Here is a 13640-nt window from a genome sequence, read left to right on the forward strand (position 1 = left end):
ATTTTGAGCCAAGGTTTCAGGTTTTGAGCTGCTCATCAACTCTCAGATGAGACGAAATCTTGGCTTTCTTGACGCAGATAGCACACCGTCGACAACCAGCCCGGCTCGGCAGGGGAGTGCGACGGAAGCATTGGGAGGGACGCCCGTCATGTCGTCCGCTGCGGCACTTGAGACCTGGCGACATAGTCCATAGAACTGAACCATCTGCCGGAGGGGAATTCTGCCCGCATGTTCACCAAGATCCTGATCGCCAATCGTGGCGAGATCGCCTGCCGCGTCATCAGGACGGCGCGCAAGATGGGCATTGCCACGGTCGCCGTCTATTCCGACGCCGATCGCGATGCCGTGCATGTCGAAATGGCCGACGAGGCGGTGCATATCGGGCCGTCGCCTGCCGCGCAGAGCTACCTCGTTCCTGAAAAGATCATCGCGGCCTGCAAGGCGACGGGCGCTCAGGCCGTGCACCCCGGCTATGGCTTCCTGTCCGAGCGAGCCGCGTTCTGCGAAGCCCTGGAAGCGGAAGGCATCGTCTTCATCGGGCCGAAACCCAGGGCAATCAAGGCGATGGGCGACAAGATCGAGTCGAAGAAATTCGCCAACGCCGCCGAGGTTTCGACGGTTCCGGGTTGGCTCGGCGTCATCGAGAATGCCGATCACGCCGAAAAGATCGCCGGCGAGATCGGCTATCCCGTGATGATCAAGGCCTCGGCCGGTGGCGGCGGCAAAGGCATGCGCATCGCCTGGGACCAATCGGAAGTACGTGACGGATTCGACCGGGCGCGCTCGGAAGCCAAGAGTTCGTTCGGCGACGACCGTGTCTTCATCGAAAAGTTCGTGGTCGACCCGCGTCACATCGAAATCCAGGTGCTGGCCGACGGGCATGGCAACGCGCTCTATCTTGGCGAACGCGAATGCTCGATCCAGCGCCGCAACCAGAAGGTGGCGGAAGAGGCGCCATCGCCTTTCCTCGATGCCAAGACGCGCAAGGCGATGGGCGAGCAGTCGGTGGCGTTGGCCAGGGCTGTCGACTACCAGAGCGCCGGCACCGTCGAGTTCATCGTAGACAAGGACAAGAACTTCTATTTCCTTGAAATGAATACGCGATTGCAGGTTGAGCATCCGGTGACCGAACTCGTCACCGGCATCGATCTGGTCGAGCAGATGATCCGCGTCGCCGCCGGCGAAGAGCTCGCCATCAAGCAGAGCGACATCAAGCTGAACGGCTGGGCGGTGGAAAGCCGGCTCTACGCCGAGGATCCCTATCGCAATTTCCTGCCCTCGATCGGCCGGCTGACACGCTACCGGCCACCCGAGGAAGGCCGCTTCGGCGATGTCGTCATCCGCAACGACACCGGCGTCACCGAAGGCTCGGAAATCTCCATGTTCTACGATCCGATGCTGGCCAAGCTGTGCACCTGGGCGCCGACGCGGCTCGAGGCCATCGACGCCATGTCGGAAGCGCTGGACAGCTTTGTCGTCGACGGCATCGAGCACAACATACCGTTCCTGGCGGCGCTGATGCAGCATCCACGCTGGCGGGAAGGGGCGATATCGACCGGCTTCATCGCGGAGGAATATCCCGACGGTTTTGCCCCCGTCGTGCCGAACAGCGAGGAAAAAGCCGTTCTGGCATCGATCGTCACGGCCGTGGAACTGCTGCGCCGCGACCGTCTCGACCGGCTGGGCGGGCGGCTGGCGCCGCATTCGGGAGCGCTCAAGCGCGACTGGGTGGTGAAGATCGGCGAAGAGTATTTGTCGGCGTCGATCCTCGAAGGCATGATTTCCATCCCGATGGAAATGGACCTGTCCATCGATGGCGGCAAGGCGCTGACCGTTTCGTCCGATTGGCGGCCCGGCGATCTCATCTGGCGCGGCACTGTCGGCAAGCGCAGGGTTGCCGCCCAGATCCGTCCTGTCGCCAATGGCCTCCGCATCGCCTGGAAAGGCATGTCGGTGACCGCGCGCGCCATGCTGCCGCGCACCGCCGAATTGGAAAGGCTGATGCCGGAGAAAATAGCGCCGGACACGTCGAAACTGCTGCTCTGCCCGATGCCGGGCCTCGTCGTGTCGATCGCCGTTGTCGAAGGCCAGGAGGTCAAGGCGGGCGAGACGCTGGCCGTGGTCGAGGCGATGAAGATGGAAAACGTTCTGCGCGCCGAGCGCGACCTCGTCGTCTCGAAACTCAACGCCAAGCCGGGCGACAGCCTGGCCGTCGACGCGGTGATCATGGAATTCGCCTGAACGGCTGGAAGCCTGTGGGTCGGTAGTCGTTTGTGCTGGACTGGTATCGCCCGGTCCCGGACAATACATCTCCATCGACTCAAGTCTTACGGACAGCGCGAGAAACCATGGCGGATGAGAGACTTCCACGCGATCCCCTGAAGCGCGAGGCCGCGATCGCGGCCGCGCGGCCGGAGGTGCCGGCGCGGCCGTTCGTCCATCTGCGCGTGCACTCGGCCTATTCGCTGCTGGAAGGCGCGCTGCAACTCGGCAAGATCGTCGGCCATGCCGTCAAGGACGAAGCGCCAGCGATCGCGGTGACCGACACCAACAATTTGTTCGGCGCCTTGGAGTTCGCCCAGAAGGCGGTGAAGGATGGCATCCAGCCGATCATCGGCTGCCAGATCGCGCTTGCCTTTTCCGGCGAAAACAGCGACGGCCAGCGTGACCGTCGTCGGCAAGGTCCCGATATGCGGCCGGTCGTGCTGATCGCGGCGACCGAAACCGGCTATTCCAATCTCGTCCGGCTGGTCAGCCGCGTTTACCTTGAAACACCGCCCGGCGAAGCGGTGCACCTGACCACCGAAATGATGGACGGCCAATGTGACGGCCTGATTTGTCTTAGTGGCGGGCCGCGCGGCCCGATCGGCATGGCCCTGAAGGAAGATCGCCGCGATCTTGCCGAAGCGCGGCTGGTAACGCTCAAGGCGATGTTCGGCGACCGGCTCTATGTCGAGCTGGACCGGGTTTCGGGCTACGACCGGATGATCGAGAAATCCTCGATCGATCTCGCCTATGCCCATGAATTGCCGCTGGTTGCCACCAACGAGGCGTTCTTCTCGTCGCGCGACGAGTATGAGGCGCATGATGCGTTGATCGCCATCGCCGAGGGGTCGGTTGTCGCCGTCGACACCCGCCGCCGGCTGTCGCCGGACAATTTCCTGCGCAGTCAGGCCGATATGGCGAAATTGTTCGCCGACCTGCCTGAAGCCATCGACAACACTGTCGAGATCGCGCTGCGCTGCTCCTACTATCCAAAAACCCGCAGTCCGATCCTGCCGCGTTTCACGGGCGGCGATGCCTCCGACAAGGACGCCGCCGAAAAGGCCGAGGCCGAGGAACTGGCCCGTCAGGCGCGCGAGGGGCTCGATGCCCGGCTCGCCTTGCACGGACCGACACCGGGCTACACGGTCGAGCAGTATCGTGAGCGGCTCGAATTCGAGCTTGGCATCATCGAGAAGATGAAATTTCCCGGCTACTTCCTGATCGTTGCCGACTTCATCAAATGGGCCAAGGCGCAAGGCATTCCGGTCGGGCCGGGGCGTGGTTCGGGCGCTGGTTCGCTGGTTGCCTATTCGACCACCATCACCGACATCGATCCGCTGCGTTTCTCGCTGCTGTTCGAACGCTTCCTCAATCCGGACCGCGTTTCGATGCCCGATTTCGACATCGATTTCTGCCAGGACCGTCGCGAAGAGGTGATCCGCTACGTCCAGCAGAAATACGGCCGCGACCAGGTCGGCCAGATCATCACTTTCGGTACGCTGCAGGCGCGCGCCGTGCTGCGCGACGTCGGCCGCGTGCTGCAGATGCCGTACGGCCAGGTCGACAAGCTGTCGAAAATGGTGCCGCAGAACCCGGCCAATCCGGTCAAGCTCGCCGACGCCATCGCCAACGAGCCGCGCTTTGCCGAGGAGGCCGAGAAAGAGCCGATCGTGCAGACGCTGCTCGACATGGCGCAGAAGCTGGAGGGCCTCTACCGCCACGCCTCGACGCACGCCGCCGGCATCGTCATTGGCGACCGACCGTTGTCGGAACTGGTGCCGATGTACCGCGATCCGCGCTCGGACATGCCTGTCACCCAGTTCAACATGAAATATGTCGAGCAGGCGGGGTTGGTGAAGTTCGACTTCCTCGGCCTGAAGACGCTGACGGTGCTGGAGACGGCCGTCAAGTTGATCCGCCGGCGCGGCATCGATATCGACCTGGCGACCATCCCGCTCGACGATCCCGAGACCTATGCGATGCTGTCGCGCGGCGAGGTGGTCGGCGTGTTCCAGGTGGAAAGTGCCGGCATGCGCAAGGCGCTGATCGGTATGCGGCCCGACTGCATCGAGGACATCATCGCGCTGGTTGCCCTCTACCGGCCGGGACCGATGGAGAACATCCCGACCTACAACGCCAGAAAGCATGGCGAGGAGGAGATGGCCTCGATCCATCCCAAGATCGACCATCTGGTGAAGGAGACGCAGGGCGTCATCGTCTACCAGGAACAGGTGATGCAGATCGCGCAGGAGTTGTCCGGCTATTCGCTTGGCGAAGCCGACCTTCTGCGGCGCGCCATGGGCAAGAAAATCCGGGCCGAGATGGACAAGCAGCGCGAGCGCTTTGTCTCCGGCGCGGTCGAGCGCGGCGTCGCAAAGCCGCAAGCCGACTTCATTTTCGACCTGCTGGCAAAGTTCGCCGACTACGGTTTCAACAAGTCTCATGCGGCCGCCTACGCTGTCGTCTCCTACCAGACTGCCTATCTCAAGGCGCATTATCCGGTCGAGTTCCTGGCAGCGTCGATGACGCTAGACATGGGTAACACCGACAAGCTCGCCGACTTCCGCCAGGATGCGCTGCGCCTTGGCATCGAAGTCCTGGCGCCGTCAGTGATGACGAGTTTCCGTGCCTTCGAGGTCGGGGAGAACCGGATCTATTATTCGATGGCCGCGCTGAAGGGCGTCGGCGATGCCGCGGTGGAGCACATCGTCGCCGTTCGCGGCGAAAAGCCGTTCAAGAGCCTGGCCGATTTCTGCGAGAGGGTCGACCCGAAGATCGTCGGCAAACGGGTTTTCGAAAGCCTGATCATGGCCGGCGCGCTCGACTGCTTCGGCCACGACCGCGCCCAGATGTTGGCCGGCGTCGAGCGGATGATGGGGCTGGCGTCGCTCGCCCAGCAGAACGCCGTTTCGGGTCAGGCCGACATCTTCGGCGCCTCGCTCGGCGCACAGTCGCAGGCGCTCAATCTGCCGGCGACCGATCCGTGGCTCGCTGCCGACCGCCTGCACCGCGAGTTCCAGGTCGTCGGCTTCTATCTCTCGGCGCATCCGCTCGACGAGTACAAGGCGGCGCTGCAGAAGATGCGGGTGCAGAACTGGGCGGAGTTCTCCGCCGCCGTCAAGCGCGGTGCTTCCGCCGGCCGGCTTGCCGGCACCGTTACCAGCAAGCAGGAGCGCAAGACGCGCACCGGCAACAAGATGGGCGTGGTGGCCTTTTCGGACACCTCCGGCCAATACGAGGCCGTATTGTTTTCAGAAGGTTTGGCCCAGTATCGCGACCTCCTCGAAGCCGGCCGCTCGGTTGTCATCACTGTCGCGGCGGAGGACAGGCCCGAGGGCGTCAACCTGCGCATCAACTCCGTGCAATCGCTGGAGGACGAGGCAAGCCGCATCCAGAAGGCGCTGCGCATCTTCGTCAGGAACGATGGACCTGCCTCGATGATCCAATCCCAACTCACGCAGCGGGGTGAAAGCCAGGTGAGCATCATCGTGATCAAGGAAGAGGCGCAGGGCGAGGTCGAGATCGCTCTGCAAGGCGGCTATCGCGTCTCGCCACAGATCGCCTCGGCAATGCGCGCCGTGCCGGGCGTGATTGAAGTGGAACTGGTGTGATCTGCGCGCTTACCAGGCGGCACTCCGCGGGCCGGCACCGGCTGCTCATGCCAGCATGAAGGCCAAGGAGAGGCGCCCATCGCAGAACCTTTCCGCGACGGCGCGATTACGCGACAGGCTGCGCAGGCTCTATCACGGACGCTCGCCGGCCGCGTTCCGGTTCCAACTGGTGGCTGTCATCATCGACCTCGCCATCATCGCTTTTTTCATCGCCACCCCGGTCATCCAGCAGTCGCCCTCGTTTCTGTGGCTGGACTATGCCGTGGCGGCTCTCGTCGCCGCCGATCTGATTGCCAGGCTGCTCGCCTCCAACGACATGCTGCGCCTGACGAAGCAGCCGACCTTCTGGGTGGATGCCTTCATCCTTCTGACGCTGCTGATGCCGACAGCTCTCGCGAGCCTCGGCTTTCTGCGCATCCTGCGGCTATGGTCGCTGTCGCGCAGCGGTTCGATCTGGCGGCATTTCGAGATGCGTGGCCTGCGGCCCTGGCGCGAGGCAAGCCACGCGGTGATCAACCTTTTGACCTTTCTCTTTGTCATCACGGGCTTCGTCTACACGTTCTTTTTTCGCAACGGAGCCGGACTGGAAAACTACATCGACGCGCTTTACTTCACCGTCGCGACCGTGACGACGACAGGCTTCGGCGACATCGTGCTGCCGGGCATCGCCGGCAAGCTGACGGCGATCGTAACCATGATCATCGGCATATCGCTGTTCGTCAGGCTGGCGCAGGCGATCTTTCGGCCGGCCAAGGTGTTCTTCCCCTGTCCGCAATGCGGGTTGCAGCGTCACGAGCCGGACGCCGTACACTGCAAGGCGTGCGGACACGTGCTCAACATTCCAGACGAAGGGAACTGACCGGCAACGCTATGACGCCGCGACTTCTGCTGGCTTGACTGCCTTGCGCTGCAAGTTGAGCAGATTGCCCATCAGGATCAGCAATGCACCGCCAGCGGTGAAGGCGTCGATCTGCTCGCTGTAAAGCAGCCAGCCGATGAGCGCCGACAACGGTACACGCAGGAAATCCATCGGCGAAATGACGGTGGCGTCGGCATAGCCAAGCGCACGGGCCATGCAAAAATGCGACGACATGCCGGTGAAGGCGATCAGCACGATCCATGGCCACAGTTCCAGCGGCGGGTTGCGCCACTCGTAAAGGGCTGGAACGAGGCCGACCACCGACTGGATGATCAGCATCCAGAAGATAATGCGCACGACGCTGTCCGTCCGCGTCAGCGACTTGACCAGGACCACCGAGATGCCGAAGCAAACCGCGGCGCCGAGCACGATGAGATGGCCCGGATCGACCGAGCCCACACCGGGGCGAACGATGATCACCACCCCGATCAGGCCCAGCACGATCGCGGCAAGCTTTGGCCGGGACAACCTTTCACCAAGAAAGGTCACCGCCAGGATAGCCGTCCAGATCGGTGTGGTGAATTCGATCGAAATCAGCACGGCCAACGGAATCAAGGTCAATGCGTAGAGCCATGCCGCCTGCCCGGTATAGTGGATGACGTTTCTGGCGATATGAGCGACGGGCCGCTGCGTGCGCATCGCCGCGAAGCCGCCGCTCATCATCACCAGCGGCAGCAGAATGAAGAACCCGATGACCGAGCGCAGTTCCAGCACCTGGAAGACGTTGAGCTCGGCGGTCGTGGCGCGGCCGGCGACCGACATCGCCAGGAACGAGGCGATCGACAGCGCCATCCAGAAAGCGGCCTTGGGGATCGAGGGGGTAGGTGCCATGTCAGCTATCTCGCAAGCCGGGGTTTTTGCCGCAACCACTAGCCGCCGCATTTGACTGGGCCAGAGATATTGGCGCGACGTTGCAAAACAGCCCTGTCGCGGGCGGAACCTGACATGGCAAGCCGCGTTGAGTCGCGATGTCCGCTTGAGCATCACCGATCGCCGTTCCACCCGTCACAAGGAGACCTTCGATGACATTACTCACGCGGTTTGTGCTTGCCGGGTGCCTGGCCGTCGCGGCCACAGCCGCGCATGCGGACGAGAGCAAATTTCTCCAATCCTTCAAGGGCAATTTCGCCGGCAAGGGAACCGTTCAGGTGACGACGCAGGCGCCAACGGTCAGCGTTTCCTGCACGTTCAAATCGAATGCGACATCGTCTTCGCTGTCCCTCGACGGCAACTGCCGCGGCCTGATCCTGGTGACACGCGCCATCAGTGCTCGCCTGAAGACCAGCGGCGCCAAATACAGCGGTGTCTATGTGGGATCGCGCACCGGACCGGCGCAGTTGAACGGAAGCCGTTCCGGCAATGCGATAAACCTCGCCATCCGCTGGGCCAAGGAGGTCAATGGCGACCGCGCCGCGCAGCTTACCGTGCAGAAAAACGGTGCGGACGGCATAGTCTTGACCGTGGTCGACCGCGATCCCAAGACCGGCAAGAGCGTGGTGACCAGCCGCATCGATCTTCGACGCAGCTGATCGGGTTCAATCTTCCAGCGGCTCCGGCGGATGGGCGTCGCGGCCCTTGCCGAAGGTGTAGCCGGTTTGCACCGCCTTGCGGCCGAACTTGTCGCGTAGTGCATCGATGGCGCCTTCGGCCATGGCGCGCTTGCGCGACTGCACATCGACCAAATCCGGCGGATCGGCCTTATCATCGTCGGAGAGGTCGCTGACGCCGATGCCGAGCAATCGGAATTTCGTTCCGTCGGTCTCCTTGCGAAGAAGTTCCACGCCGGTCGAAAAGATGCGGTCGGCGAGCCGGGTCGGGTCGCCGAGCTGACGGTTGCGCGTGCGCAGCCTGAAGTCCTGGGTCTTCAGCTTCAGCACCACGGTGCGCCCGGCGATGCCTGATTTCTTCAGCCTCGCCGAGACTTTTTCCGAAAGGCCCCTCAGCACCGAGACAAGCTCGTCCAGTGAGGCGATATCGGTGTCGAAAGTGGTTTCGGCCGATACGCTCTTGGCGTCCTGGTCTGGGTCGACGCGGCGGACATCCTCACCGCGCGAAAGCCGGTAGAGCCGTTCGCCCATCACCCCATAGCGGCGCATCAGGTCGCCACGCTCCATCTTCTGGAGCTGGCCGATCGTGCGGATGCCATCCTGTTCCAGCGTGGCGTTGAACGCCTTGCCGACGCCCCAGATCATGGTCACCGGCTGCGGGGCCAGAAAGCCGACCGCCTCCGCCTCGCCGATGACGGAAAAGCCGCGCGGTTTGCGGAAATCGGACGCTATCTTGGCGAGGAATTTGCAATAGGACAGGCCTGATGAAACGGTGATGCCGATCTCCTTCTCCACCGCCAGCGAAAAGCGCGCCAGCACCACGGCCGGTGGCAGTCCGTGCAGGCGCTCGGTGCCGGCGAGGTCGAGGAAGGCCTCATCGATCGACAACGGCTCGACCAGCGGTGTCAAAGCCTGCATCATGGCGCGCACCTCGCGGCCGACGGCCACGTACTTTTCCATGTTGGGCGCGATCACGACCGCCTCTGGGCAGGCCTCGAGCGCCTTGAACATCGGCATGGCGGAGCGCACGCCGCGGATGCGAGCGATGTAGCAGGCGGTGGAGACGACACCGCGCTTGCCGCCGCCGATGATCAGCGGCTTGTCCTTGAGCGCAGGGTTGTCGCGCTTCTCGATGGCCGCGTAGAAGGCGTCGCAATCGATATGGGCGAGGTGCAGCCGGTAAAGCTCGGGATGGCGGGCAAGGCGAGGGCTGCCGCAGCGTTCGCAACGGCGCGTTTCACTGCGCTGAAAGGTCAGGCAGTCACGACAAAAACCGTGGTCGGGATTGTTGACAGGGGTCGCCATCGCTGCGAACATAAAGAGAACAAAACCAATGGTACGACAGCGCAAGGCCAGCGACAAGCCTGGCCTGGGGAGAACGCATGAGCACGACCGTTGTGCCGCTGGCGCCAGAGCTCTGGCCTGAATTCGAGGACCTTTTCGGCAAGCAGGGCGCCTGCTACGGCTGCTGGTGTACCCATTTCCGGCTGGCGCCGGCGGCGCGGCGCGAGAGCAGTCGTGAACGCAACAAGGATCACATCAAGGCGCGCATCGAGGCCGGCCCGCCGCCCGGCCTGCTGGCTTTCGAGGAGGATAAGGCGGTCGGCTGGATGCAGATCGGGCCACGCGCCGACGTGCCCGAGTGGAACAACAAGGGCAGGGGCTCGGCGCCGATCGATCCCGCCGACGCGTCCGATCCGGCCGTTTGGGCGATCTCGTGCTTTTTCATCCGCGCCAAGGCGCGCGGCAGGGGCATCACCCACCGCCTCGTCGAAGGCGGCATCGAGTTCGCCCGCAGGAACGGGGCGCGGCTCGTAGAGGCCTGCCCGATCGACCTGTCGCGCGATTCGCGTTCGATCGGCCTGTTTGTCGGGTCATCGGGAGTGTTCGAGAAAGCCGGGTTCGAAAGGCTTGTGGAGCGCAAGGCCGGTCGGCCACTGATGCGGCTGGTGTTGAAGCCGATTGCCTGACTGTCATCGTCTTGCAGTCGCGATGGTATTTCCCTACCAGAGATACGAAACCATTTTTGCCTTTTCGACCGAACGGAGAATTCCCGTGAACCGTATGCTGCCTATTGCCTTTACCGCGTTCCTGCTGAGCGCGCCTGCTTTCGGCCAGACCGTCGACAGTCAGGGCGCCAAGCAATTGTCCGATGATCTGTCGCGCTATGTCGGCAAACAGGCGCTCGACAAGGGCATCCTGAAGGTTTCGGCCGAAGGCGGCGCCTACAAGATCCTGGTTGATTTCAAGGCGCTGGCCAGCAGCTTTCCCGACCAGAAGCTGGTGAAATTCGACTTCGCGCCCTACGCCCTGCTGGTCAAGCCGCGCAGCGACGGGTCCTGGGATGTCTCGATGGATTTTTCGCAGAGCGCCTCCTTTGAATTCAACGGCCCTCAGGGAAAGCAGAGCACGCAGTTCTCGATCAAGGACGGCAAGGGCAACGGCGTCTACGATCCCAAGCTGGCGGCCTTCACCAGCGCCACGAGCTCGATGGCCGGAATGACGATGTCGTCGCAGGACGCCAAGCAAAAGATGGATGTGACCGCCGGTGCCGGCACCGTGACGCTTTCCGCGACCAAGGCGACCAATGGCGGCGTTGATTTCACGACGTCGCAAAAGATTTCGAACTTCGTCGAAGCGATAAAATTCAACGATGCCGAGAGCGGGCTGAATTTTCCCGTCACCGTGAAGTCGCCGGAATTTTCCGTGGAGGCCAGCGGCAAGGGCGTGCAGACCAAGCCTCTGCTCGATCTCCTGGCGTTTGCCGTGGCCAATGAGGACGAGAAGACGCTGAAGGCAAACCAGGCGCAGCTCAAGTCGCTTCTGCTTGCAGCGCTTCCGGTGTGGGAGCGTATCGACGGAACCTATGGTTTCAAGGACTTCGCGGTCGACAGCCCGATCGGCACGTTCGGAGCAACCCAGTTCGGCATAGCGTTCGGTTCCGACGGCGTCGCCCAGAACGGAAAGGTCAGCTATGGCATCAAGGCTTCGGGGCTGACCGTGCCGCAGCAGCTTTTGCCGAGCTGGAGCGTGGCGCTGCTGCCCACCGATATCGACCTGAATTTCGGCGGCGCCAACATCGATCTCGACAACATGGCGAAGAAGGCCATCGAAGCCTTTGATCTCAACCAGGATCCGCCGCTGCCGGCCGAGTTCGGCGACCAGCTCAAAGCCGAATTCCTGGCCAAGACGCCGAAGGTCGTCATCGGCCACAGTACCGTAAAGAACAAGGACATGGAGATCGCGCTGGAAGGTGAGATGACAAGCTTCGGCCAGAAACCCGACGCAAATCTCACTGTCGACGTCGCTGGCTTCGACAAGATCATGGAGCATCTGCAGGAAGCGGCGAAGGCGGAGCCGGAAGTCGGGCAGTACGTGCCTGTCGCTCTCATGGCGAAGGGTTTTGCCAAGACGCTGCCGGACGGCAAGCTGGAATGGGCTATCAACACCAAGGCCGACGGCTCGGTCACCGTCAACGGCGTCATGCTGAAGCCCGCCGACCCGGCGGTGGACGATAGCGTCGACGACGGTGACGGTTCGGACGATGAGAGCGGCGGCGAAAATGGCGGTAGCGATAATGGCGGCGGCGCTAACGGCGGGGCAGGGGCGAAGCTCAATCCTTGAGTGTTCTGCCCTTGAGCAAATCCGGAACAGTGCGAACCGGTTTTTTCGTCCGGGATCGCACCAAAACGCCTGGATTAGAACCCCAGCGCGCCAGCGATCTTAGGCGCGGCTTCGTGCCAATCCTGGACGACGATGACATCGTCCGGGACCGATGGCAGGAACGTACGCAGCGAATTGTCGGCCATCAGATGGAATAGGTTTGCGTCGGCGACCGAGTCACGCACCGACGCCAGATTGGCTGGCTGATCGTCGACGAAGACCACCGGCCTGCCGCTCTTGCCGCGCAGTTTGGCTACCGCCGGGCCCTTGGCCATTTCGGTGGTCAGCAGCGGATAGGCTAGCCCCAGTGCATCGAGATGGGCGCGTCGCACGGCGCGATGCCGGTGCGGCATGGCTGTCAGCAATATGATTTCGGCACGGTCTCCAAGCCCGGTCAGGGCTTCCGCGGCGCCATCGGTGATGCTTTGCCAATCGGCTTGCGCGTCGAAGAAATCGCCGAGGAGTGCGGTGACTTCGGGTTGTTCGATCAGGCGGCCGCTGGCTGTCTCGGCAATGTTGCCGGTCAGCCGGAAGGAGGCCAGCGTCAGGCCATAGCCGCGCGCCTTGAGGAAATGCGGGAAGGGCCGGATGAATTCGAGCACCACGTCGTCGACATCGAGCACCAGCAGCGGTCGGTCGTCAGCCGCCAGTTCCTCGATTTGGCGCGCGGTTTCGGGATCATCGCTCATGTGGAGTGCTCGTGATTGTCATCGCCAAGCGGCAAGGCGCGCAACGCCTTGCCGACAGCCGCTGGTGGCGTGCCGGTTTCCTCGGCGAAGCGCATCAAGGTCGGCTCGTGGGCAAGAATGAACTGCAGGACGCCGGCCAGGAAACCCGGCTCGCCGGCCGCCCGGCGGATCGAATGCGCCTCTATTCCCGTGATTGCCAGAAAGCGCGGTAAAAGCTCCGGATCGGCGGCAACGAAGCCCAGTGCCTTGACGGCAATGGTTTCCGCCTCTTCGCGCATTGACGCTGCGTTTGCCATCACTACCTTCGGTGCGTGGAATGAGTCTCTCCCGCAGTAATGGCAAGAATTGCTTGCGGCAAGCCATTAGCGTGTGGCGCGCCTTTTGGACGCGCAGGGAGGCGAGGCGGAATTCGTGCTGCTTTGCAGGCTTCGGGTTTCCGTTTCGTCAATCATATTGCCGTATAGTGCAGCAGGGTTTGGTGCGTTCAAGGAAAGAGCGCATGACGGCCACCTCCGGGCGGAGGACGGCCGGGACGGGATGTCGATGCCTAAGAAGGTGATGATCGTCGAGGACAATGAGCTCAATATGAAGCTCTTTCGGGACCTCATCGAAGCAAGCGGTTACGAGACGGTGCGCACCCGCAACGGTCTGGAGGCGCTCGACCTGGCGCGCCAGCACCGGCCGGACCTCATCCTGATGGACATCCAACTGCCCGAAGTGTCGGGACTGGAAGTGACCAAATGGCTGAAAGAGGACGACGATCTGCACGTCATCCCGGTGATTGCGGTGACTGCCTTCGCGATGAAAGGCGACGAGGAACGCATCCGCCAAGGCGGCTGCGAGGCGTATATTTCGAAGCCGATCTCGGTGCCGCGTTTCATCGAAACCATCAAATCTTATCTGGGCGATGCCTGATGTACCCTTCCAGCCGAGCCGGAGCGTTGTG

At 62.7% G+C, this 13640-nt stretch carries 11 protein-coding genes; 7 read left to right on the forward strand and 4 right to left on the reverse strand.

Annotated features, from left to right (window positions below; genetic code table 11):
• The first annotated feature begins 228 nt into the window (after positions 1–228).
• The 3 genes from FJW04_RS22300 (at position 229) to FJW04_RS22310 (ending at position 6735) form a co-directional block, all read left to right on the forward strand.
• Positions 229–2241, forward strand: a complete 2013-nt coding sequence (locus tag FJW04_RS22300; RefSeq protein ID WP_140716768.1) for an acetyl/propionyl/methylcrotonyl-CoA carboxylase subunit alpha — start codon at positions 229–231, stop codon at positions 2239–2241.
• Positions 2242–2348: 107 nt separating this feature from the next.
• The gene (gene dnaE, locus FJW04_RS22305) at positions 2349–5876 is read left to right on the forward strand and encodes a DNA polymerase III subunit alpha (protein WP_140616181.1); all 3528 of its coding nucleotides are present in this window, start codon (positions 2349–2351) and stop codon (positions 5874–5876) included.
• Positions 5877–5931: 55 nt separating this feature from the next.
• Positions 5932–6735, forward strand: coding sequence for a potassium channel family protein (locus tag FJW04_RS22310; RefSeq protein WP_140661174.1), 804 nt, complete (start codon positions 5932–5934; stop codon positions 6733–6735).
• 9 nt (positions 6736–6744) lie between these two features.
• On the opposite strand, the gene FJW04_RS22315 is transcribed toward FJW04_RS22310, so the two are convergent.
• Entirely contained in the window at positions 6745–7626 is an 882-nt protein-coding gene (locus FJW04_RS22315) for a DMT family transporter (RefSeq protein ID WP_140661175.1), read from the reverse strand.
• Between the two features lie 191 nt (positions 7627–7817).
• Here FJW04_RS22315 and FJW04_RS22320 point away from each other — a divergent pair, with 191 nt between their 5' ends.
• Positions 7818–8324, forward strand: coding sequence for a hypothetical protein (locus FJW04_RS22320; RefSeq protein WP_015317615.1), 507 nt, complete (start codon positions 7818–7820; stop codon positions 8322–8324).
• A gap of 6 nt (positions 8325–8330) precedes the next feature.
• Here FJW04_RS22320 and FJW04_RS22325 read toward each other — a convergent pair whose 3' ends face one another.
• Positions 8331–9659, reverse strand: coding sequence for a DNA polymerase IV (locus tag FJW04_RS22325; protein WP_140716770.1), 1329 nt, complete (start codon positions 9657–9659; stop codon positions 8331–8333).
• 65 nt (positions 9660–9724) lie between these two features.
• Here FJW04_RS22325 and FJW04_RS22330 point away from each other — a divergent pair, with 65 nt between their 5' ends.
• Both FJW04_RS22330 and FJW04_RS22335 read left to right on the forward strand, forming a co-directional pair.
• A complete protein-coding gene (locus FJW04_RS22330; protein ID WP_140716772.1) occupies positions 9725–10312 on the forward strand; it encodes a GNAT family N-acetyltransferase in 588 nt (195 codons plus the stop codon).
• Between the two features lie 94 nt (positions 10313–10406).
• Complete coding sequence (locus tag FJW04_RS22335) at positions 10407–11966, forward strand: hypothetical protein (RefSeq protein WP_140716912.1); 1560 nt, start codon at positions 10407–10409, stop codon at positions 11964–11966.
• 74 nt (positions 11967–12040) lie between these two features.
• On the opposite strand, the gene FJW04_RS22340 is transcribed toward FJW04_RS22335, so the two are convergent.
• Together FJW04_RS22340 and FJW04_RS22345 are read right to left on the reverse strand one after the other, a co-directional pair.
• Positions 12041–12694, reverse strand: a complete 654-nt coding sequence (locus FJW04_RS22340) for a hypothetical protein (protein WP_015317619.1) — start codon at positions 12692–12694, stop codon at positions 12041–12043.
• Complete coding sequence (locus FJW04_RS22345; RefSeq protein WP_140616189.1) at positions 12691–12990, reverse strand: DUF3572 domain-containing protein; 300 nt, start codon at positions 12988–12990, stop codon at positions 12691–12693. The genes FJW04_RS22340 and FJW04_RS22345 overlap by 4 nt, the downstream gene beginning before the upstream one ends.
• Positions 12991–13237: 247 nt before the next feature.
• Between FJW04_RS22345 and FJW04_RS22350 the strand changes: the two genes are divergently transcribed.
• On the forward strand, positions 13238–13609 hold the full coding sequence (locus tag FJW04_RS22350) for a response regulator (RefSeq protein ID WP_006334976.1): 372 nt from the start codon (positions 13238–13240) through the stop codon (positions 13607–13609).
• Positions 13610–13640 lie beyond the last annotated feature (31 nt).

Source organism: Mesorhizobium sp. B2-7-3, assembly GCF_006440715.1.
In the GTDB taxonomy this organism is placed as follows: domain Bacteria; phylum Pseudomonadota; class Alphaproteobacteria; order Rhizobiales; family Rhizobiaceae; genus Mesorhizobium; species Mesorhizobium australicum.